The organism is Kosakonia sp. BYX6, assembly GCF_038449125.1.
Taxonomy (GTDB): Bacteria; Pseudomonadota; Gammaproteobacteria; order Enterobacterales; family Enterobacteriaceae; genus Kosakonia; species Kosakonia calanthes.
Window position 1 is genome coordinate 543,638 of record NZ_CP151800.1, and the last position, 21,963, is coordinate 565,600.

At 52.6% G+C, this 21,963-nt stretch carries 16 protein-coding genes; 9 read left to right on the plus strand and 7 right to left on the minus strand.

Features of this window, described 5'->3' with window-relative positions; genetic code table 11:
* Window positions 1–31: 31 nt before the first annotated feature.
* The gene (tldD, locus tag AAEY27_RS02455; protein WP_342325441.1) at window positions 32–1,477 is read left to right on the plus strand and encodes a metalloprotease TldD; all 1,446 of its coding nucleotides are present in this window, start codon (window positions 32–34) and stop codon (window positions 1,475–1,477) included.
* A 41-nt stretch (window positions 1,478–1,518) separates the two neighbouring features.
* On the opposite strand, the gene aaeR is transcribed toward tldD, so the two are convergent.
* The gene (aaeR, locus tag AAEY27_RS02460; RefSeq protein WP_342323347.1) at window positions 1,519–2,442 is read right to left on the minus strand and encodes an HTH-type transcriptional activator AaeR; all 924 of its coding nucleotides are present in this window, start codon (window positions 2,440–2,442) and stop codon (window positions 1,519–1,521) included.
* A 173-nt stretch (window positions 2,443–2,615) separates the two neighbouring features.
* Between aaeR and aaeX the strand changes: the two genes are divergently transcribed.
* The 7 genes from aaeX to AAEY27_RS02495 all read left to right on the plus strand — a co-directional run bounded on the left by aaeX (window position 2,616) and on the right by AAEY27_RS02495 (window position 15,898).
* Window positions 2,616–2,819 (plus strand): p-hydroxybenzoic acid efflux pump operon protein AaeX, encoded by a 204-nt coding sequence (aaeX, locus tag AAEY27_RS02465; RefSeq protein WP_206163214.1) that lies wholly within the window; start codon window positions 2,616–2,618, stop codon window positions 2,817–2,819.
* A 7-nt stretch (window positions 2,820–2,826) separates the two neighbouring features.
* A complete protein-coding gene (aaeA, locus tag AAEY27_RS02470) occupies window positions 2,827–3,759 on the plus strand; it encodes a p-hydroxybenzoic acid efflux pump subunit AaeA (RefSeq protein ID WP_342323348.1) in 933 nt (310 codons plus the stop codon).
* Window positions 3,760–3,764: 5 nt separating this feature from the next.
* The gene (gene aaeB, locus AAEY27_RS02475) at window positions 3,765–5,732 is read left to right on the plus strand and encodes a p-hydroxybenzoic acid efflux pump subunit AaeB (protein WP_342323349.1); all 1,968 of its coding nucleotides are present in this window, start codon (window positions 3,765–3,767) and stop codon (window positions 5,730–5,732) included.
* Between the two features lie 82 nt (window positions 5,733–5,814).
* Complete coding sequence (locus AAEY27_RS02480; RefSeq protein ID WP_342323350.1) at window positions 5,815–7,269, plus strand: NAD-dependent succinate-semialdehyde dehydrogenase; 1,455 nt, start codon at window positions 5,815–5,817, stop codon at window positions 7,267–7,269.
* A 45-nt stretch (window positions 7,270–7,314) separates the two neighbouring features.
* Window positions 7,315–7,584 carry a barstar family protein gene (locus AAEY27_RS02485; RefSeq protein WP_342323351.1) on the plus strand — a complete coding sequence of 90 codons (270 nt, stop codon included), beginning with the start codon at window positions 7,315–7,317 and terminating at the stop codon, window positions 7,582–7,584.
* Between the two features lie 154 nt (window positions 7,585–7,738).
* Window positions 7,739–11,590 carry a S6 family peptidase gene (locus AAEY27_RS02490; protein ID WP_342323352.1) on the plus strand — a complete coding sequence of 1,284 codons (3,852 nt, stop codon included), beginning with the start codon at window positions 7,739–7,741 and terminating at the stop codon, window positions 11,588–11,590.
* 234 nt (window positions 11,591–11,824) lie between these two features.
* A complete protein-coding gene (locus tag AAEY27_RS02495) occupies window positions 11,825–15,898 on the plus strand; it encodes a S6 family peptidase (protein WP_342323353.1) in 4,074 nt (1,357 codons plus the stop codon).
* Window positions 15,899–15,967: 69 nt separating this feature from the next.
* Here the strand turns inward: AAEY27_RS02495 and yhcN (AAEY27_RS02500) are convergent, their stop codons facing one another.
* The 3 genes from yhcN (AAEY27_RS02500) to argR all read right to left on the minus strand — a co-directional run bounded on the left by yhcN (AAEY27_RS02500) (window position 15,968) and on the right by argR (window position 17,446).
* Window positions 15,968–16,231, minus strand: a complete 264-nt coding sequence (gene yhcN / locus AAEY27_RS02500) for a peroxide/acid stress response protein YhcN (RefSeq protein WP_342323354.1) — start codon at window positions 16,229–16,231, stop codon at window positions 15,968–15,970.
* A 100-nt stretch (window positions 16,232–16,331) separates the two neighbouring features.
* A complete protein-coding gene (gene yhcN, locus AAEY27_RS02505; RefSeq protein WP_342323355.1) occupies window positions 16,332–16,595 on the minus strand; it encodes a peroxide/acid stress response protein YhcN in 264 nt (87 codons plus the stop codon).
* A gap of 380 nt (window positions 16,596–16,975) precedes the next feature.
* The gene (argR, locus tag AAEY27_RS02510) at window positions 16,976–17,446 is read right to left on the minus strand and encodes a transcriptional regulator ArgR (protein ID WP_342323356.1); all 471 of its coding nucleotides are present in this window, start codon (window positions 17,444–17,446) and stop codon (window positions 16,976–16,978) included.
* Between the two features lie 409 nt (window positions 17,447–17,855).
* Here argR and mdh point away from each other — a divergent pair, with 409 nt between their 5' ends.
* Window positions 17,856–18,794 (plus strand): malate dehydrogenase, encoded by a 939-nt coding sequence (gene mdh / locus AAEY27_RS02515; protein ID WP_342323357.1) that lies wholly within the window; start codon window positions 17,856–17,858, stop codon window positions 18,792–18,794.
* A gap of 55 nt (window positions 18,795–18,849) precedes the next feature.
* Here the strand turns inward: mdh and degS are convergent, their stop codons facing one another.
* The 3 genes from degS to zapG form a co-directional block, all read right to left on the minus strand.
* A complete protein-coding gene (degS, locus tag AAEY27_RS02520; protein ID WP_342325443.1) occupies window positions 18,850–19,920 on the minus strand; it encodes an outer membrane-stress sensor serine endopeptidase DegS in 1,071 nt (356 codons plus the stop codon).
* A 91-nt stretch (window positions 19,921–20,011) separates the two neighbouring features.
* On the minus strand, window positions 20,012–21,385 hold the full coding sequence (gene degQ, locus AAEY27_RS02525; RefSeq protein WP_342323358.1) for a serine endoprotease DegQ: 1,374 nt from the start codon (window positions 21,383–21,385) through the stop codon (window positions 20,012–20,014).
* A 171-nt stretch (window positions 21,386–21,556) separates the two neighbouring features.
* Window positions 21,557–21,955, minus strand: a complete 399-nt coding sequence (gene zapG / locus AAEY27_RS02530; RefSeq protein WP_342323359.1) for a Z-ring associated protein ZapG — start codon at window positions 21,953–21,955, stop codon at window positions 21,557–21,559.
* Between the last annotated feature and the right edge of the window lie 8 nt (window positions 21,956–21,963).

Genomic DNA, 21,963 nt, shown 5'->3' on the forward strand with positions numbered 1-21,963 from the left:
CCCGATGTGGCGGCAACGACGAGAAAAAATGATGAGTCTTAATCTGGTGAGTGAACAACTACTGGCAGCGAACGGCCTGAGTCATCAGGATCTGTTTGCCATTCTCGGTCAACTGACCGCACGTCGTCTTGACTACGGCGACCTCTATTTCCAGTCGAGCTATCACGAATCCTGGGTTTTAGAAGACAGCATCATCAAAGATGGTTCTTACAATATCGACCAGGGCGTGGGCGTGCGCGCCGTGAGCGGCGAGAAAACCGGTTTTGCCTATGCAGACCAAATCAGCCTGCTGGCGTTGGAACAAAGCGCCCAGGCCGCGCGCACTATCGTGCGTGAAGACGGCGACGGGAAAGTGAAAACGCTGGGCGCGGTTGAGCACCACAGCCTGTACACCAGCCTTGATCCGCTGCAAAGCATGAGTCGCGAAGAGAAGCTCGACATTCTGCGTCGCGTGGACAAAACCGCCCGCGCGGCGGATAAACGTGTACAGGAAGTGACCGCCAGCCTGACCGGTGTTTATGAGCTGATTCTGGTGGCGGCGACCGACGGTACGCTGGCGGCGGATGTGCGCCCGCTGGTGCGCCTGTCGGTCAGCGTTCAGGTTGAAGACGATGGCAAACGCGAGCGCGGCTCCAGCGGCGGTGGTGGACGTTTCGGGTATGACTGGTTCCTGCAAGATGTTGATGGCGATGTGCGTGCTGACGCCTGGGCGCGCGAAGCGGTGCGTATGGCGCTGGTGAATCTCTCTGCTGTTGCCGCGCCTGCGGGCACGTTGCCGGTGGTTTTGGGCGCGGGCTGGCCGGGCGTGCTGCTGCACGAAGCGGTTGGCCACGGCCTGGAAGGGGATTTCAACCGTCGCGGAACCTCAGTGTTCAGCGGCCAGATGGGCAAGCTGGTGGCATCGGAACTCTGTACGGTGGTGGATGACGGCACCATTGCCGATCGTCGCGGTTCGGTCTCGATTGATGATGAAGGCACGCCTGGGCAGTACAACGTGCTTATCGAAAACGGTGTGCTGAAAGGCTATATGCAGGACAAAATGAATGCGCGCCTGATGGGGATGAACCCAACGGGTAACGGGCGCCGTGAGTCTTACGCGCATCTGCCGATGCCGCGCATGACCAACACCTACATGCTGGCCGGTAAATCCACGCCGCAGGAAATTATCGAATCGGTCGATTACGGGATTTTCGCGCCGAACTTCGGCGGCGGCCAGGTCGATATCACCTCCGGTAAGTTCGTCTTCTCAACGTCTGAGGCCTACCTGATCGAAAAAGGGAAAGTCACCAAAGCGGTGAAAGGCGCGACCTTGATTGGCTCCGGCATCGAAGCAATGCAGCAGATTTCGATGGTTGGTAACGATCTGAAACTCGATAACGGCGTCGGCGTGTGCGGCAAAGAAGGCCAAAGCCTGCCGGTGGGCGTTGGTCAGCCGACGTTGAAAGTGGATAACCTGACCGTTGGCGGTACTGCGTAATCACCTTGCTTCACCCTCTTCCTGCGAAGAGGGTGAATGTTTCAAACGCTGCGTCCCTGCATGCTCTGATAGACCTTCGCCACTTCAATAAAGTAGTCCGTCAGGTAGTTAATACAGACCTGCACTTTGAGCGGCAGCTTATCTTTTTCGGTATAGAGCGCGTAAACCGGACGCGGATCCGACTGGTAGCGCGGCAGCAGGATCTCCAATTGCCCGCTGTTGATCTCCTCGATCACCCACATCAACGGCACAAACGCGATGCCCGCCCCGGCGGTGAGCCAGCGCGTTAAGGTCATTGGATCGTTGGTGACAAAGCGACCCTGCGGAATTAACCGCGTGGCGATCCCTTCCGGCGCGACCAGTTCGAACTCATTGTCCGGGCGCACGCTGTATTCCAGCCATGAATGATTCACCATATCGGCGGGCTTTTCCGGCGTACCGTATTGCGCGAGATAGCTTTTCGCCGCGCAAACCACCATTGGCATGGTGCCGAGGCGGCGCGAGAAGAGGCTCGAATCCTGCAACGCGCCCACGCGGATCACCACGTCCAGCCCGTCGGCAATCAAGTCCGGCGCGGGAATACCCGTCACCAGGTTAACCGACAAACCAGGATGCTCTTTCAGCATTTCGGCGGTCATTTTTGCCAGCACATTTTGCGCCATGGTTGAAGAACTGCCGATGCGCAGCGTGCCGATAGGCGTGTTGTTAAAAGCGTAGAGTTGTTCATGGACGTCCTGCACTTCGTGCAGCATCCGTCGGCAGCCCTGATAGTAAATTTTGCCCGCTTCGGTCAGCCCCAGGCTGCGCGTACTGCGGTTCAGCAGCTTGACCTGTAACTCATCTTCGAGTTTCGCCACCGTCTGGCTGATGGACGAAACGCTCATTTGTAACTGTCGGGCGGCGGCGGTAAACGAACCCAATTCCACCACTTTGGCGAACACCGACATGCGTTTTAGTCGTTCCATTATTCACTCTGACTTAAAAGTGATTTAGATCACATAATATAGATAACAGCATAACAGTTACGTTAATATACTATCTATCAATAATATTCACGTCACTCTCGCCTGGCTCTCCTTGCCCTTTCCTGCGGTGACGTAAGAACGTTTTTACCTGCACGTTTCTAACCAAGGTCAACATGAGTCTGTTTCCCGTCATCGTGGTGTTCGGTTTGTCGTTCCCACCGATTTTTTTCGAATTACTTTTGTCACTGGCGATCTTCTGGCTGGTGCGCCGGGTGTTGGTCCCCACCGGGATCTACGACTTCGTCTGGCACCCTGCGTTGTTTAATACCGCGCTCTATTGCTGCCTGTTTTACCTGCTGTCGCGCTTATTTGTTTGAGGTAGAAGTGAAAACACTTACAAGAAATATCTCCCGTACCGCAATCACGGTGGTGCTGGTTATCCTGGCGTTTATCGCGATTTTCCGCGCCTGGGTCTATTACACTGAATCACCGTGGACACGCGACGCGCGCTTTAGCGCTGACGTTGTGGCCATCGCCCCGGATGTCACCGGGCTTGTCACTACCGTCAATGTGCATGACAACCAACTGGTGAAACAGGGCCAGGTGCTGTTCACCATTGACCAGCCACGCTACCAAAAAGCGCTGGAACAAGACGAAGCGGATGTCGCTTACTACCAGGCATTGGTCAATGAGAAACGCCGTGAAGCGGGCCGCCGTAACCAGTTAGGCGTGCAGGCGATGTCGCGAGAGGAAATCGATCAGGCCAACAACACGCTGCAAACCGAGCTGCATCAGTTAGCCAAAGCGCAAGCGACGCGCGACCTGGCGAAACTGGATCTTGAGCGCACGATTATTCGCGCCCCGGCTGATGGCTGGGTCACCAACCTGAATGTTTACGCCGGTGAGTTTATTACCCGCGGCTCCACCGCCGTGGCGCTGGTGAAGCAGAATAGCTTCTACATTCTGGCCTATATGGAAGAGACCAAACTGGAAGGCGTTCGCGCCGGTTACCGCGCGGAAGTGACGCCGTTAGGCAGCAATCAGGTGCTGAAAGGCACAGTAGATAGCGTGGCGGCCGGGGTGACCAACGCCAGCAGCAGCAATGACAGCAAAGGCATGGCGACCATTGACTCGAACCTCGAATGGGTGCGCCTGGCGCAGCGCGTTCCGGTACGTATCCGTCTTGACCAGCAACAGGGGAACCTGTGGCCGGCCGGCACCACTGCCACTGTCGTGGTCACCGGAAAGGCCGATCGCGATGCCAGCCACGACTCTTTCTTTCGCAAAATGGCGCATCGCCTGCGTGAGTTGGGGTAATCGCTATGGGGCTGTTCTCGATTGCCAGCCAGCATCTGCGCTTTGCCTGCAAGCTGGCCTTCGCCATTGTTCTGGCGCTGTTTGTCGGTTTCCACTTTCAGCTTGAAACCCCGCGCTGGGCGGTGCTGACCGCCGCGATTGTCGCCGCTGGCCCGGCGTTTGCCGCCGGTGGTGAACCCTATTCCGGGGCGATTCGTTATCGTGGCATGTTGCGTATCGTCGGGACCTTTATCGGCTGTATCGCCGGTCTTACCATCATCATTATGTTGATCCGCGCACCGCTGCTGATGCTGGTAGTGTGCTGCCTGTGGGCGGGGTTTTGTACCTGGATCTCCTCGCTGGTGCGCGTCGAAAACTCCTATGCCTGGGGGCTGGCGGGGTATACGGCCTTAATCATCGTCATCACCATCCAGACGGAACCGCTGTTGGCACCGCAATATGCCGTGGAACGGTGCAGCGAGATTGTGATTGGCATTCTCTGCGCGATTGTCGCCGACTTGCTGTTTTCGCCGCGCTCGGTCAAACAAGAGATTGACCGCGAGTTGGACGGTTTGCTGGTGGCGCATTACCAGCTTATGCAGTTGTGCATCAAACATGGCGACGGCGAAGAAGTTGATAAAGCCTGGGCGGCACTGGTACGCCGCACCGCCGCGCTGGAGGGTATGCGCAGCAATTTGAAGATTGAGTCGTCGCGCTGGGGGCGTGCCAACCGCCGCCTGAAAGCAATCAACACGTTATCTCTGACGTTGATTACCCAGGCCTGCGAAACCTACCTTATTCAAAACACGCGCCCGGAGCTTATTACCAATACTTTCCGTGAACTGTTCGATGAACCGGTTGAAACGGTGCAGGATGCGCACAAGCAACTGAAAAGAATGCGTCGGGTGATTGCCTGGACCGGTGAGCGGGATACGCCCGTGTCCCTGTCCGGCTGGATTGGTTCGGCGACCCGTTACCTGTTGCTAAAACGCGGGGTGATTGGCAATACCAAAATTAGCGCCGTGGAAGAAGAGGTGTTGCAGGGCGAAGTGGTGGTGAAACCGGAATCCGCCGAGCGCCATCACGCGATGATTAACTTCTGGCGTACTACGCTTTCGTGCATTCTCGGCACGCTGTTTTGGCTGTGGACCGGCTGGACTTCCGGCAGCGGCGCGATGGTGATGATTGCGGTGGTGACATCGCTGGCGATGCGCCTGCCTAACCCAATCATGGTGGCGAAAGATTTTATCTACGGCATGTTGTGGGCCCTGCCCATTGGCGCGCTCTATTTCCTCGTTATCCTGCCATCGACGCAACAAAGTATGCTGCTGTTGTGCATCAGCCTGGCGGTGTTAGCCTTTTTCATCGGTATCGAAGTACAAAAACGGCGGCTCGGTTCGCTGGGTACGCTGGCGGGGACGATCAACATCCTGGTGCTCGATAACCCGATGACCTTCAAATTCAGCCAATTCCTGGATAACGCGCTGGGGCAGTTGGTTGGCGTGGTGCTGGCGATGGTCGTTATCCTGCTGGTGCGCGATAACTCGCAGGCGCGCACCGGGCGTGTGCTGCTGAACCAGTTTGTCTCTGCAGCGGTGTCAGCGATGACCACCAACACGGCGCGTCGCAAAGAGAATCACCTGCCGGCGCTCTATCAACAGTTGTTTTTACTGTTGAATAAATTCCCCGGCGATGTGGCGAAGTTCCGCCTGGCGTTAACGCTGATTATTGCGCACCAGCGTCTGCGCGATGCGCCGGTACCGATTAACGACGACTTGTCGGCCTTCCATCGCCAGTTGCGGCGCACCGCATCGCAGGTGATCTCGGCAAGCTCCGACACGAAACGGCGGCGCTATTTCACGCAGCTACTGGAGGAACTGGATGTCTACCAGGAGAAACTGCGCTACTGGCAAGCCCCGCCGCAGGTAACCGAACCGGTGCACAGGTTGACGGGCATGTTGCACAAATACCAACATGCGTTAACTCGCAGTTAATGACAAACCGACGCCATAAGCGTCGGTTTTTTTATGACTATACTTTGTGGGAGATTCGATAAACCCCAGATCAGGAGGACAAATGACCACGCAGGCACTGCAGGACAATGCGCTTTTCCAGACCGGCTATCTTGTCGATGGCGTCTGGAAATCGCTGGATACCACATTTGACGTTCTGAATCCGGCCACCGGTGAGACCATCGCTAAGGTCGCGAAAGCGGGCAAAAAAGAGACTGAAGAAGCCATCGCTGCCGCGACCCGTGCCTTTCCCGGCTGGCGGTCGAAAACCGCGAAAGAGCGTTCCACCATTCTCTATCGCTGGTATGAATTGATTATTGAGAACAAAAGCTGGCTGGGTAGGTTGATGACCACAGAGCAGGGCAAACCGTTGAAAGAAGCCGAGGGCGAAGTGGAATACGCCGCCAGCTTTATTCAGTGGTTTGCCGAGCAGGCCAAACGCGCCAACGGTGAAATCATTCCGCCGATCAAACCGGGTTCGCGCATTCTTGCCACCCGCGAACCGGTCGGGGTTGTCGCAGCCATCACGCCGTGGAACTTCCCGATGGCGATGCTCACCCGCAAGCTGGGGCCAGCGCTAGCCGCGGGCTGTACGGGGGTTATCAAACCGGCGAATAACACGCCGCTCAGCGCGTTTGCTCTGTTAGCTCTGGCGAAAAAAGCCGGCGTGCCGGATGGCGTGCTCAATGCTGTGGCCGGGAATACGCCGGAAATTAGCGATGCGATTATGGCGAGCCATGATGTGCGCAAAATTTCGTTTACCGGTTCGACAGCGGTGGGTAAAACGCTGGTGCGTAACGCCGCAGAAACCATGAAAAAAGTGTCCATGGAGTTGGGCGGCAATGCACCTTACATCGTGTTTGACGATGCCGACATTGATGCCGCAGTACAGGGTGCGATCGCCAATAAATTCCGTAACGCCGGGCAGGTGTGCGTCAGCGTTAACCGTTTCTATATTCAGGAGTCGGTGTATGACGCGTTTACGCAAAAACTCACCGATGCCGTCAATGCGCTGAAAGTGGGGAATGGCCTGGAAGACGGCGTGGTGGTTGGTCCGCTGATTGAATCGGCGGCCGTTGATAAAGTGCGTGAGCATGTTGAAGACGCCGTTGCCAAAGGCGCGAAAGTGCTGGCCGGTGGCAAAGCGCACAGCCTGGGCGGTAACTTCTGGCAGCCGACCGTGCTGGGCGATTGCAGCGACGGCATGAAACTCGCCCAGGAAGAGACGTTCGGCCCGGTTGCGGCTTGCTTCCGCTTCACCAGTGAAGAGGAGGTGGTGAAACGCGCCAATGCGACACCGTTTGGTCTGGCGGCCTATTTCTATACGCAAAATCTACAACGGGTATTCCGCGTTTCGCAGGCCATCGAAAGCGGCATGATCGGCATTAATGAGTGCGCGGTATCCACAGAATTGGGGCCGTTCGGCGGCGTGAAAGAGTCGGGGTTGGGCCGTGAAGGCTCGGTACTGGGGCTGGAAGAGTTCCTCGAAGTGAAAACCCTGCATCTGGGCGGATTGTAAACATTTAGGCGGCAGATGCCGCCTCTTCAGGCAGGTGACGGAACCATGAATACCTACACATTCGATTTTAATAACATTGCCGATCAAAGCGCTTTCTACCGTGAATTTACCCGCCAGTTCGCGCTTGAGCGTGAGAAAGTTCACGATCTGGATTCGCTGTGGGACACGGTTACCGATGGGGCGTTGCCTTTGCCGCTGGAGATTGAGTTTATTCATTTGCCGGAGATCCAGCGTCGCCGTTTTGGGGCGCTGATCCTGCTGTTCGATGAAGCCGAAGAGGAGCTGGAAGGGGAACTGCGTTTTAACGTGCGCTAAGTCTCCATTTTCAGAAAAGAGAGAATTAAAGCTGTGCTAAGTTTATTCGCAACAGGCTATAAAGCCTGAGGAAAGTCAATATTAGTTAGTTTTTATTACGCGTAGCAATGATGAGCAATCAGTAAATTCATCACTAAGCCATAGGATGGTTAGTATGAAAAAATCATATGCTCTCCAGTTAAATGTGTCCTTTTTTATTTTTACTGTATTAATTTCTTTTTATTCTTCTGCAAATCCGCGGCTGGCGCGTTCATTAGCCAGTGATGACATTCCCTATGTAACCTATCGTGATTTCGCGCTCAATAAAGGTGCTTTTTATCCAGGGGCGCGCGATGTGAATATTTATAATAAACGCGATGAGTTGGTTGGTGTGCTTAATAAAGCACCGATGCCTGATTTTAGTAGCGTTGATTGTTTGAGTGGTGTCGCCACCCTTATTCATCCTCAATATGCGGCGACCGTAACCCCTAATTCCTCATCGCTGTTATCTACGCTTAATTTTGGTCATCACACTTATCAGATGGTCGAAAGGGAGAGTGTTCCCGAAAAAGACTTCAATATCCTTCGGTTAAACAAGCTGGTGACGGATGTTGCCCCGGCTGAAACTTTATCAGCTGAGATGAATTTTGCCTCCCTCGATAATGAAGAGAGGTTTCCTGTTTTTTACCGCATTGGTTCAGGCCGGCAAAAAATCATGGATGAAACGGGGCAGGTAACGGATATTCAGTCTGCTTACCGATTTTTAACCGGCGGCACAATAGGGCGTCCTGTTTTTTCTTCACCTGATGAGTTGGTGACGAATTCCGGCAATGTATTTGACCCGGTAAATGGTCCTCTTGCCAACCATGGGGCGCAGGGCGACAGTGGTTCGCCGCTATTTACATGGGACTCGCATCGTAATCATTGGGTTATCGCCGGAGCATTGAATTTTATTTATGTAGATAAGCCAGAAAAAAGTGTTTATTCCATTGTGGCACCTGAATTAATCGAGGTCGCTATTCAGAAATACACCAGCGCTATTATTGGTAATACCAACAAAAACGATCTGTTTTTCTGGCGATATGATAAATCGTCGGGCATGGGGAATTTAATTCAGGGGGCATCGGGTTATTTGATGCAAGGCCTGGGAAATGCGCTTTCGCAGACGGGTAAAGACCTGGTTTTTAATGGCGCAGGGGGCGTTATTCTGCTTCAGGATAGCGTTAATCAGGGCGCGGGAAGTCTGACGTTTAATAATGACTATACGGTGTCATCACCGCTCGAGCATTACTGGGTTGGGGGGGGAGTAAATGTTGCGCCCGGTGCGACAGTGACCTGGCAAGTGAATGGCATCGCGGGCGATAACTTGCACAAAGTGGGTAAAGGTACGCTGAAAATTAATGGAACAGGTATTAATCCGGGGGGATTAAACGCGGGAGACGGAACGGTTTACCTGGCCCAGACGCCGGATAATCAAGGCAGGGTGCAGGCATTTAAATCGGTGCATCTTGCCAGCGGCAGGCCGTTGGTCGTTCTTTACGATGGTCAGCAAGTCGATCCGGATTCCATTTCGTGGGGATTTCGCGGTGGAAAGCTGGATGTTAATGGCAATAGCCTGACCTTTCACCGCCTCAATGCCGCAGATTACGGCGCTGAGCTTATCAATCGTGACGAAAAGAGGGCGGATATTACCTTGAGCGATCAGCGTTCAACTGACGGATTTATTTTCCATGGTCAATTGCAGGGAAATTTGAATTTTCACAACGAGGTGGCGATCGCCACCGAGGGCGCGCTGGTGCTGGACGGCGCGGTGAATATCGCGGGTGACGTTACACAGAAAAATGGGCGGCTGGTTTTCCAGGGGCATCCGGTGGTTCACGCCTTCAATCTTCCTGAAACGGTAGACAAATTAAAATCACTCAAAGACAACTCGTTAAGGACTGATCCGGTTTCTTTCGATCAAACGGATTGGCAGAAGCGTACCTTTCGGCTCAACAATCTGATACTCGAAAATACAGCATTCGACCTCGCCAGAAATGCCTCTCTCGTCGGGAATATCAATGCTAAAGGCGCGGTAATTACGTTGGGCAGCCCGTCACTGTATATTGATCTCAAGGAGGGTAATGGGGTTGAGAGTGCGCTACGGCAAGGGACGTCGATAGCCAGCCGTTATGATGAACTGAGTTGGTATCACGGGAATACTCGCCTGACGGCTGGCTCAGAACTGACAATCCGGGAAATATTTACCGGTCGCATTACCGGGCATGACAGCAAGGTCACGGTCGCGTCGCGTTATGCCACATTTAATGGTTATAGCGTCTTTAATAACACGCCATTGACCCTTGAATTAAACGCAAAACTTAAGGCATACGGAGGGTGGACCACCAATGCACCAGTGACAGTAGGGCCTACTGCGTCCCTTTTTCTCGCCGGGACGCCGGCAGAAGGCAATCAGTTCAGACCGGCAATTTACGCTATGAATAAAAAAGCCCGGTTTGAGTTGAAAGAAGGCAGCGATATCCACGTGTTACCGTTTGTTTTTCTCAAAAGCAATATTCATTCCGTGAATCCGGCAATGATTCGCTTTGGTGATGATGATAACAGCCGCCTGGCTGATGACCTCTCTCCTGCGCAGAAGCGATTGGCGGGTGAGCTTGCCGGGTTTAAGAATGCCTGGCGCGGGAGTATTCATGCTCCGCACGCACGGCTGAGCCTGAAGTCCACACGCTGGGAAGTGCGCGGGGATTCTCAGGTGAACAAAATGCGCGTTTCACGCTCGCTGGTGGGAATGTCCGGCGGCAAGTTCCATACCTTGACGGTGAGGAATTTACAGGCGGATAAGACCGGGTTTGTATTGCGCGCCGATCGTGAAAATAGCGATAAAATTGTGGTGCGCGACAGCGCGACTGGCCAGAACAATAGGCTATTTATCGACATCATTAAAAACCCCGTCGACGGGAAAATGGCTATCCCGCTCATTATTGCTCCCGCGAATACCAACGTCTCACTGTTCAAAATCAATGGCTCCGTAAGCGGTTTTAGCCAACTGCATCCAATCGTGAACGTTGTGCAAACCGCCGACAAAACCCAATGGATCCTCGAAGGGTTTAAATTTACCCCTAATGCTGCGGCAGTGGCGACCGCGAAACGGTTCCTGGACATGGGGTACAGGCAGCTCATTACCGAAGTCAACAACCTTGATAAAAGGCTGGAGGATTTGCGAGATATGCAAGCTCAGGACGGTGCCTGGGGTCACACAGAAAACGGTAGCGGGGCAGGAAGAGCCGGTTACGCAGACCGCTATACTGCTTTGCAGACAGGGTTTGATAAAAAACGCCGTTGGTCAGGTACAGATTTGTTTACCGGCGTATTGATGAGCCACACCCGTACCGACGCGAGCGGTGTGGGATTGCGTGGCAATACCCGCTCATTTGGCGCAGGGCTTTACGCTGAAGCTAAAATGGATTCCGGCGCGTATATCAATGCGATCGGAAAAGTCATTCACTCTTTCGATGTTTATCAAACGAGTCTAACCGGGCCAGCGCCGAGGAATCACACCTCACGTACCGTGATTGGAAGTGTGGGGAGTGGGTATCGCTATCATCTGAATGAAAATTTCTATATCGAACCGCAGGCCGGACTCGTCTTTAGCACGCTCTCTGCAACCCGTCTGAAATGGAACGATAATGGCATCACGGTTTCTCTGCGTCACCAGAACGCGACCCCGTTGATTGGCCGGACTGGTGTGACAACGGGAAAGCATTTCACTGGTCGAAGCTGGACTATTACGGCGCGAGCTGGCCTGAATTACCAGTTCGATCTGCTGCGCAAGGGCGAAACCGCGCTGCGAGATATTTCAGGAGAACACCGCTTTGCTGGAAAGCGGGATCAAAGAGTGCTCTACCATGCGGCTCTTGACGGGCAACTGAGCGAGAATTTGCGTTTCGGGCTTGAAATGGAGCGTTCTGTATTCGGCAATGACGGCGTGAACCATGCCATCAATGCGAATATGCACTACAGGTTTTGAGATTAAACTGACCAGCGTCCCGTTTCGGGACGCTGATCCTGCTGTCCGATGAGCCGAAGGGGCGCTGCGTTTTAATATGCGGTAAAAACCTGACTTTTTCAGAAAATAGAGAATTGAAGTTGTGCTAAGTTTATTCTCAACAGGCAGTGAAGTCTGAAAGCGTTAGATCCTGGTTTTATATTTGGCAATGCTGAGCGAAAAATTATTCCATCACTAAACCACAGGACGGTTGGTATGAATAAGATGTTTTCTCTTGTCTTAAAGTTGATGCTTTGTTTTCTTAATTTGTTCCATCCTTATTATTGCGCCGCAAATACGCGGTTGGTTCAGCGATCAATAGCGAATTATGAAATTCCTTATCAAACTTATCGTGATTTCGCGACAAATAAAGGGCAGTTTTATCCTGGCGCGAGAGATGTTCAAGTTTATAACAAATATGGCTACTTGGCCGGGATCCTTAATAAAGCACCGATGCCAGATTTTAGTAGTGTCGATAATATGAGTGGTATCTCCACGATGATCCTTCCACAATATGCTGTGAGCGTATACCACAATCCGGCCACGCATTTTGCTAATCTCAGTTTTGGTGACGAGATTTATCATATGGTAAGTAGAGGGAATATTAATGATAAGGATTTCAGTATCATTAGGTTAAATAAGCTGGTGACGAATGTGGTTCCCGCCGATATTGTCCCGGCTGATATGAATTCCGAGTCGTTTGCTGATGAAGACCGATTCCCTGTTTATTATCGATTAGGATCGGGAACGCAAAAAATTGCTGATATATGGGAAAGGGGGATCGATATTCAATCTGCCTACCGATATTTAACCGGCGGTACAATGGGACGGCCTTTTGTCGATTTCTCAGGACTATTGGTGATAACGTCCGGGGATGTTTTAAATCATAAGAATGGTCCTGTAAATAATCATCCAACCATGGGTGATAGTGGTTCCCCTTTATTCGCCTGGGACGCTTTTCTTAATAAATGGGTTGTTGCCGGGACACTAAGCTTGCTCCTTTTAGATAGGCCAGAGAAAAGTGCTTATACCGTTATACCGCATGATTTTGTTGATGAAACGGTTCGAAAGTACAGTAGTGATCCTATTCAAAATAGAAATGGCAACGTTCTTTTTTTATGGCGATACAGTAATGCGACAGGCGATGGGCATTTATTTGAGGGACGCAATGCTTTTGCAATGCAAGGGCAGAAACAGGGCGATGCGCATAATGGTAGAGATCTTCGTTTTATTGGCGCCGGGGGCGTCATTATGTTGCAGGATAATGTCAATCAGGGCGCGGGTAGCCTGACATTCAATAACAACTATGTCGTGGCACCCATACAGGCCCAGACTTGGGTGGGGGGCGGGGTGAATGTTGGCCCCGGTGTGACCGTGACCTGGAAGGTGAATGGTATACAGTCTGATAACTTGCATAAAATTGGTAAAGGCACATTGAAAGTGAACGGGACGGGGATTAATCCAGGCGGGTTAAAAGCCGGAGACGGAACCGTTTACCTGTCTCAGATACCGGATGACCAAGGCAGGGTGCAGGCCTTTAAGTCGGTGAATTTGGCCAGTGGCAGGCCGTTGGTCATGTTGCATGATAGTCGGCAGATCGATCCCGATGAGATTTCATGGGGGTTTCGTGGCGGCAGGCTGGACGTTAATGGCAACAACCTGACCTTTCACCGGCTCAATGCGCGAGATTATGGCGCTGCATTGGTCAATCGCGCCAAAAGACCTGCGGATATTACCCTGAGTTTTCAAAAAAAGCCTGGTGATGTTGTTGTTCAGCAGTGGTCAAATTCCCGGGTTGGGCAGGTTGGCGAATTGTATGGTTACCCTAATTCTAACGCCAGGACGATGGATTACTTCATCCTTAAAACGGTGCCCTACACGTGGTTTCCGGACAATCACCACAGCAGCCAGGAATGGGAATTCATCGGACACGATCGTGAGCAGGCTATTCGCACGTGGTATGAGCGACACAAAGCGTCGGTATATATTTTTCATGGCCAACTGAGGGGGAACCTCAATGTCAATAATCGTTTTGAGGCCGGAACCACAGGCGCGCTCATGTTGGACGGTTCTGTTGATATTGCTGGTAATTTCACGCAGAAAAATGGCCGCCTGGTTTTCCAGGGGCATCCGGTTATTCATGCTTACAATCTTCCCGAAACGGTAGAGAAAGTAAGACGTCTGGGGGATAACTCTTTACGGACCGAACCGGTCTCAATCTACCAAACAGATTGGCAAAAGCGAACATTCAAACTCAACACGCTGATACTCGATAAAGCCGCTTTAGACCTCGCCAGAAATGCTTCGTTGTACGCCAATATCAGCGCCAAAAATTCGGTGATTACCTTAGGAAGCCCGTCACTTTACATTGATGCCAGTGATGGTAAAGGCGTTATGAGTGACCCACGCCAGGGGGTCTCGATAGCCAGCCGCCAGGATGAGCTCAGCCGATATCAGGGGCAGGTTACGCTGATGGCGAGGTCAGAATTGCATATTCGGGAAGTCTTTACCGGGGTCGTTAGCGGGCATAACAGTAAGGTTAGTGTCGCTTCGCGTCATGCCATTTTTAATGGTTATAGTCAGTTCAACAACACGCCGTTGACACTAGAACCCAACGCACAACTGACGGCAAATGGGGGATGGACCACTAACTCAACCGTGACCGTCGGGCCTGCTGCAACACTCTCTTTCACCGGCGCACCCATGCGAGCAAAGCAGGTGGGCCCAATGATCTACACACTGAAAGACGCGGCAAAGTATGAACTGAAAGAGGGCAGCCTGGTCCGCGTTTTACCGTTTGTCTCTATACAGGGAGATATGCAATCTCAGGATCGTGCAGTGGTTCGCTTCAACGTTGATGACGACGCGCGCCTGGCGGATAACCTCTCTCCTGAACAGCGGCGGATGGCGGCAACGCTTGCCGGGTATGAAAACGCCTGGCAAGGCACTTTTACAGCGCCACGTGCGCAGATGAGCATGAAATTCACGCGTTGGGATATGCGCGGGGATTCCGAACTGGGCAATTTAAGCATTTCGCAATCGCTGGTGGGGATGTCCGGCGGCAAGTTCCGCATATTGAAGGTCATGGAGTTACGCGCGGATGATACCAGTTTTGTGCTGCGCACCAACCTTAAAGACAGTGACAAAATCGTGGTGCGCGACAGAGCGACCGGTCAGAACAACAAGCTGTTTCTCAATGTCGTTAAAAATCCGGGCTCTGAGCGAATAAATATCCCCCTGGTCATCGCGCCCAGGAGTGCCAACGCCGCGCTGTTCAATGTGAGCGGGCCTGTTACGGGTTTCAGCCAATTGCACCCATTGGTGCGTGTTGTGCGAGGCGTGGACAGAACACAGTGGATCCTTGAAGGGCTTAAATATGTTCCGAACCCTGAAGCGTTGGCTTCAGCCAGGCGGTTTATGGGAATGGGCTATAAGACGCTCATCACCGAAATAAACAATCTTAATAAAAGGACAGGTGAGTTACGGGACACTCGGGGGAAGAGCGGCATCTGGGCGCGTACTTATCGCGGCAACGGGGCGGGAAACGCCGGTTATGCCGATCGCTACACGACGACTGAGTCGGGTTTTGATACTCAACAGCGCCGTTCCAATGCTGACTTGTTCACCGGCGTGCTGATGAGCCACACTCAGCGCCAGGCCAGCGGGGAGCATTTGCAGGGCAATACTCGCGCATTCGGCGGTGGGATTTACGCCTCTTTGTTAGCGGATTCCGGTGCGTATATCGACGTGATCGGTAAGTACGTTCACTCTTTCAATCATTATCAAGTGGGCTTAAGCGGCCTGGGGGCGCGGGATTACCTCACGCGCACCTGGATTGGCGGCGTGCAAAGTGGTTATCGCTATCGTCTGGCAGAGGATCTTTACGTCGAGCCGCAGGCCGACGTTGTCTACAGCGCGCTCTCCGCGACCCGTTTCAAATGGAATGATAATGGCGTGAATGTATCGATGCGCCATCAAAACGCGACGCCATTGATTGGTCGCACAGGTGTGGCGGTAGGGAAAACATTTAGTGGTAAAAGCTGGACGATAAATACGCGCGCCGGCCTTGGGCATCAGTTTGATTTGATAGCCAATGGCGAAACGGTATTGCGCGATGCGTCAGGGGAAAAACGCCTGACCAGCAAGCGAGATAAAAGGATGTTGTACCACGCCACTGTGGATGGGCGGATCAGTAAAAATCTGCGTTTCGGGCTTGCAATGGAGCGCTCTGCGTTCGGCAACTACAATGTAAACCATGCCATCAATGCGAACGTTAGCTATCGGTTTTAAGGCTGTTTGACATAAAAAAAAGCCCCTGCCAAACAGGCAGGGGCAAGTCGTCGGACAGACGACGAGGGTTTATTTGTAAAGTTCCGCCGTGACGTGGGTCTGATCGCCCGTACGTGCTTCAACAATGCGGTAGCTGCTTGCGCCCGCTTTATCGGCTTTCGCGGAGAGTTCCTGGCGAATATCCATCGGTACACCGGCAACCTGTGAAACAGAGATGCTGCCCATTGGTTGCAAGTTGCTGGCTTGATCGTTGTTAACCAGCGTGGCGGCGCCTGCGCCGAAAGAGATCAGGGATGCAAGGCCAAGGGATGCGATGATGATATTACGTTTCATAGTCTTTTCTCCTTAAGAGAGACTCAACGGCGAGAAGGGTTGAACAGCTATTTTTATGCCTGGTGCCGTTGAGCGATCGATTTATAGGGTTTGGTAAAACTTATTTGTACAGTTCTGCAGTTGCATGCCAGCTGTCGCCGCTACGTGCTTCGATAACGCGATACGCGGAAGCACCTTGTTCTTCGGCTTTTTTGCTCAGTTGTTCATGCATATCCATTGGAGAGGACGCCGCCGCGCCAACGGAGATGGTACCCATTGACTGGCGCGATTGCGCCTGGTCTGCGCTGATGGAATCCGCCGCGAACGCGCCGAATGACAGTGCTGAAAGGATACCCATTGTTACTACTGTTGATTTGATATTCATGATTTCTACCTCGTCGTATTCTTGTCTTTTCAATTCTTACGGGGTCTTGTTTCGTGACCCTCATCACAAAATCAAGTATACACTAATCACGCGAATAATTAATAACAGGCTAATTATAACTATGGATTATAGGAATAATCTTTGCGTGTTCTTATCGCGGAAAAGCATAAGAATTTACCTTAGGGTGCAGAATTAACTAACGATAGTTAAGAAAATCATAAAGATATAGGTCTTTGATTTTTCGTGCGGTGGTATCGGCTGGCGGGGTGATATGAAACGGGAAATCGCACTAACTGTTAAATAAAATGAGGTGGAAAGTCGTACTTGAGAGGGAAATTACCGAACATTCCCCCTCAGCAAATGCCGAGGGGAATGCGCAATTACAGCTCTTGCTCGAACAGAACAAGGATCGCTTCGTAGAGATCTTTTACCGTGAAGCCTCTGGCTGGCGTAGTGAAAATCGTATCGTCACCGGCAATGGTACCGAGGATGCCTTCCGCTTTACCCAGGGAATCAAGCAGGCGGGCAATCAACTGCGCGGCGCCAGGGCTGGTATGAATAACCACGACGGCATCGTTGTAGTCGATATCCAGTACGAGGTTCTTCAGCGGGCTGGAGGTGGTTGGCACGCCCAGTTCAATCGGCAGGCAGTAAACCATCTCCATTTTCGCGTTACGCGTGCGTACTGCGCCAAATTTGGTCAGCATGCGTGAGACTTTGGACTGGTTGATATTGTCGAAGCCTTCATCTTGCAAGGCCTGTACAATTTCACCCTGAGAACTGAATTTCTCTTCTTTCAGTAGCGCTTTGAACGCTTTGATTAATTCTTCTTGTTTAGCCGAGCTTCGCATAAGTCACCCGTGATTTGGCTGTGAAAACACATGATTATGCATATATGTGAATTTTTATGCAAATAATCCGGAGCAGGAAATTCTGAAAAGTTGCTATGAAAAGCGCGGAGTTTAGCAAATCCTGTCGTGAAGCACAGCCACATGTGTCTTACGTCGCAAATAACATTAAAAAGTAAATTAAATGTTATAAAGTTGATGTTATTTTGGTGAATCCTGCAGCTATATTATAAACTCTCTGTGTTAGTTGCTTAGTTTGCCGATCTGACGGTCGTATCATCCTCATATAAAATCTTAACAGTGGGTTGTGCCGCACTATTTTGGCGCGCTTATTGTCATAATTACCAGGGTGAATTAAGGTCGCCGCAACGGAGTAACAAGATATTTAGCTAACCATAATAAGGAGTTTAGGATGAAAGTCGCAGTCCTCGGCGCGGCCGGCGGTATCGGCCAGGCGCTTGCCCTACTACTGAAAACGCAACTGCCTTCTGGTTCAGAACTCTCTCTCTATGACATTGCACCTGTCACGCCTGGGGTTGCCGTTGACCTCAGCCATATTCCTACCGATGTGAACATTAAAGGCTTCGCCGGCGAAGATGCGACTCCCGCGCTGGAAGGGGCCGATGTCGTGCTGATCTCCGCAGGTGTGGCGCGTAAACCGGGTATGGATCGCTCCGACCTGTTCAACGTCAACGCCGGTATTGTGAAAAACCTGGTGGCGCAAGTTGCGAAAACGGCACCGAAAGCGTGTATCGGTGTGATCACCAACCCAGTTAACACCACGGTCGCCATCGCGGCTGAAGTGTTGAAAAAAGCGGGTGTTTACGACAAGAACAAACTGTTTGGCGTAACGACGCTGGACATTATTCGCTCCAATACGTTTGTTGCTGAGCTGAAAGGCAAAAAGCCAGCCGATATTGAAGTGCCGGTGATTGGCGGGCACTCCGGCGTTACCATCCTGCCGCTGCTGTCGCAGGTGCCGGGTGTAACCTTTACCGAGCAAGAAGTTGCCGACCTGACGAAACGCATTCAAAACGCGGGCACCGAAGTGGTGGAAGCGAAAGCGGGTGGCGGGTCAGCGACGTTGTCGATGGGCCAGGCCGCTGCGCGCTTTGGTTTGTCGCTGGTACGTGCGCTGCAAGGCGAGAAAGGCGTGGTTGAATGCGCCTATGTTGAAGGTGACGGCGAGTTTGCCCGTTTCTTCTCGCAGCCGCTGTTGCTGGGGCCTAACGGTATTGAAGAGCGTCACGCGATTGGCAAGCTCAGCGCATTTGAGCAGCAATCGCTGGAAGGCATGCTGGACACGCTGAAAAAAGATATCCAGCTTGGCGTGGATTTCGTAAACCGCTAAGCACGGATCGAGAGAAAGCAAAACCGGAGCCTTGGCTCCGGTTTTTTTATGGCGGTTAGTTGGTCGCCGGGTATTCCTGAATGGTGACCTGCAAGGTGAGTTTCTTGTCATCGCGCATGACCTCGACCGGAATTTCTGAACCTGGGCGAATCTCTGCCACCTGGTCCATCGTTTCGAGCGCGGAAACGGCGGGCTTACCGTTTACTGAGGTGATCACATCATTCACATGAATGCCTGCGCGCGCAGCCGGGCCGTCCGGTGACACTTCGTTAACCACAATTCCCTGAATCGGATCGATACCGCCACCGCCCTGCGCGTGCAGTGGCGCAATTTCCCGACCGCCAATGCCAATGTAACCACGGATCACGCGGCCATCGCGGATAAGCTTATCCATAATCTTGGTGGCAAGCTGGAAAGGAATGGCAAAACCAATGCCTTCCGGCGTTTCCCCATCGTTGCTCTTATCAAAGGAAAGGGTGTTGATGCCCATTAATTCGCCCAGCGAGTTCACCAGCGCACCGCCGGAGTTACCGTGGTTGATGGACGCATCGGTCTGTAAAAAGTTTTGTCGACCGCTGGGGTTCAAACCAATACGCCCGGTGGCGCTGATGATCCCTTGCGTGATGGTTTGCCCGAGGTTGTAAGGGTTACCGATGGCCAGCACCACATCGCCAATGTGCGGCGTGCGTTTCGCGTTGATCGGAATCACCGGTAAGCCGCCTGTGGCGTTAACTTTAAGCACGGCCAAATCCGTCAGCGTATCTGACCCGACCAGCAACGCTTCAAACACCCGGCCATCTTGCAGCGCGACAATAATCTGGTCCGCATCGTTGATCACGTGCTTGTTGGTAATAATGTACCCGCGCTGGTCCATAATGACGCCGGAACCCAGTGTACGAATTTCAAGGCGATCATGGGTGGAGCTGTTCAGGCTACGGTTATAAACGTTCACCACTGCTGGCGCAGCGCGGCGCACCGCCTGGTTATAGCTGGTGGGCGTTTCATCGGCGCTGTCGAACTGATGCGTCGTAAGTGGGTTATTTTGGCGTAACGAAGGCATGGCGGCGATTATCAGGCCACCGACCACAACACCGATTGCAACCGAGCGTAAAAGCTTCACATACATGATGGGATAGTCGTTAAAAGAAGGTCGGCTGAAGCATAACATGAGTTATCCGGACATCACACGCAGCGGTGATGCCCGGAAGTGGAAATGCTTAACGCAGCAGGAGATAGATGCTGTCGTTACCTCGAACAATATGCAGCGCCATGACGGATGGTTTCGCTTCCAGCACTTTGCGCATTTCGGCAATCGACTGCACACGCTCGCGGTTGACGCCGATGATCACATCATCTTTGTGCAAACCCGCCTGCGCCGCCGCGCTGCCTTTTTCGACGTCGCCAACCGTGATGCCTTTGGTGCCATCTTTCAACTGACCATCGCTCAGCTCTGCGCCTTGCAACGACGGTGAAATCAGTTCAGCGCTGGCAGAAGACGAGGTGCTTTTATCCAGTGTCACTTCCACGTCGAGCGGTTTGCCGTCACGCAGCAGGCCCAGCTTCACTTTGGCTCCCGGTTCGGTGGTGGCAATCCGCGAACGCAATTCCGCAAAGCTGTTCAGCGATTTACCGTTCAGGCTGACGATCACGTCACCGGGTTTGATCCCGGCTTTTGCCGAGCCTGAATTCGGCAGAACTTCACTGACGAAAGCACCGCGTTGCACATTGAGGTTAAAGGCTTTTGCGATATCGGCACTCATTTCCGTGCCCTTAATGCCCAGCAGGCCGCGCTTAATCTCGCCGAACTGAATCAACTGCCTGGAGAGCGTTTGCGCCATATTGCTTGGGATGGCAAAACCAATCCCGACGCTGCCGCCGCCCGGTGCGAGGATCGCGGTGTTAATGCCGATAAGCTCGCCGTTAAGATTGAGCAGTGCGCCGCCGGAGTTACCGCGGTTGATTGAGGCGTCGGTCTGGATAAAGTTTTCCAGCCCTTCCAGATTCAGACCACTGCGCCCGAGCGCGGAAACAATCCCCGAAGTGGCGGTTTGCCCGAGGCCGAAGGGGTTGCCCACCGCGACGACAAAATCGCCAACGCGCAGTTTATCGGAGTCGGCAACGGCGATTTGTGTCAGGTTAGACGCGTTTTGCAGTTGCAGCAGCGCGATGTCGCTTTGATCATCGCCGCCGATCAGTTTGGCGTCGAATTCTCGTCCGTCGTTCAACTGCACGCTGATTTTTTGTGCCTGATTAATGACATGATTGTTGGTCAGCACATAGCCTTTGGCGGCATCAATAATCACCCCGGAGCCCAGGCCTTCAAAAGGCTGCGCTTGTTGCTGCTGGTCAGGCAACTCTTCGCCAAAGTACTTCTTCAACTCTTCCGGGACTTTCGGACCTTGCACTGCCGTCCCTTCAACTTGCACGCTCACCACCGCGGGCAGAACCTTTTCCAGAACCGGCGCAAGACTGGGTAACGCCCCCTGGCCAGGTATCTGCGACGGCATGGCCGCCATCGCCTGGAATGGTGCCGAGAGAGTTAACCCGACACTTAACGCGAATGCACTCAACAGCTGGGTTTGTTTCTTCATCGATGCTGGCTCTCGTAACCTGAAGTAAAAGGAATGACGCCCAAAAAACAATTTGATGTTATTGAAATTTCAACCGGCTAACAATGCGGTGAATGACTAAATAATAGCTGCGATGAACAAGAAGGGACGGACGCGAGAGGCGCGCCCGTAAAATGAGGAAGGTTTAACGCCTTATTTACGATCTGCGCGACCGCGCAGCAGACCGGATGCGCCATCCGAATAATCGCGCGGGATCTGCACCGGCGCCTGATCATTACTGGCTTCGGATTCTGCCAGACGGTTACGGAACGGGTTCTCTTCCGCAGACATTTCCGGCAGCAGGCTGGTTGAGCTTTTTGCCATATGTTGATAAAGCTGACGGTAATCGTCCGCCATGTTATCGAGAAGCTCTGCGCTGCGGGCAAAGTGGCTTACCAGCTCTTCGCGGTACTCTTCCAGTTCTGCTTTGTTTTTTTCCAGTTCGTACTGCAAGGCCTGCTGTTGGCGCAATTTGCGGTTTCCAAAACGCATACCCACGGCACCAATAATAATGCCGACAACCAACCCAATTAGCGCATATTCCCAGGTCATGAACTTCT

Excerpts from the sequence above, each read along its gene's own strand:
- AAEY27_RS02485 (WP_342323351.1), top strand. The coding sequence starts at position 7,315 with ATGAATACCTACACATTCGATTTTAATAACATTGCCGATCAAAGCGCT.
- aaeB (WP_342323349.1), top strand. The coding sequence starts at position 3,765 with ATGGGGCTGTTCTCGATTGCCAGCCAGCATCTGCGCTTTGCCTGCAAG.
- AAEY27_RS02490 (WP_342323352.1), top strand. The coding sequence starts at position 7,739 with ATGAAAAAATCATATGCTCTCCAGTTAAATGTGTCCTTTTTTATTTTT.
- argR (WP_342323356.1), bottom strand. The coding sequence starts at position 17,446 with ATGCGAAGCTCGGCTAAACAAGAAGAATTAATCAAAGCGTTCAAAGCG.
- AAEY27_RS02495 (WP_342323353.1), top strand. The coding sequence starts at position 11,825 with ATGAATAAGATGTTTTCTCTTGTCTTAAAGTTGATGCTTTGTTTTCTT.
- AAEY27_RS02480 (WP_342323350.1), top strand. The coding sequence starts at position 5,815 with ATGACCACGCAGGCACTGCAGGACAATGCGCTTTTCCAGACCGGCTAT.
- tldD (WP_342325441.1), top strand. The coding sequence starts at position 32 with ATGAGTCTTAATCTGGTGAGTGAACAACTACTGGCAGCGAACGGCCTG.
- aaeR (WP_342323347.1), bottom strand. The coding sequence starts at position 2,442 with ATGGAACGACTAAAACGCATGTCGGTGTTCGCCAAAGTGGTGGAATTG.
- yhcN (WP_342323354.1), bottom strand. The coding sequence starts at position 16,231 with ATGAAACGTAATATCATCATCGCATCCCTTGGCCTTGCATCCCTGATC.
- aaeX (WP_206163214.1), top strand. The coding sequence starts at position 2,616 with ATGAGTCTGTTTCCCGTCATCGTGGTGTTCGGTTTGTCGTTCCCACCG.
- degS (WP_342325443.1), bottom strand. The coding sequence starts at position 19,920 with ATGTATGTGAAGCTTTTACGCTCGGTTGCAATCGGTGTTGTGGTCGGT.
- yhcN (WP_342323355.1), bottom strand. The coding sequence starts at position 16,595 with ATGAATATCAAATCAACAGTAGTAACAATGGGTATCCTTTCAGCACTG.
- degQ (WP_342323358.1), bottom strand. The coding sequence starts at position 21,385 with ATGAAGAAACAAACCCAGCTGTTGAGTGCATTCGCGTTAAGTGTCGGG.
- mdh (WP_342323357.1), top strand. The coding sequence starts at position 17,856 with ATGAAAGTCGCAGTCCTCGGCGCGGCCGGCGGTATCGGCCAGGCGCTT.
- zapG (WP_342323359.1), bottom strand. The coding sequence starts at position 21,955 with ATGACCTGGGAATATGCGCTAATTGGGTTGGTTGTCGGCATTATTATT.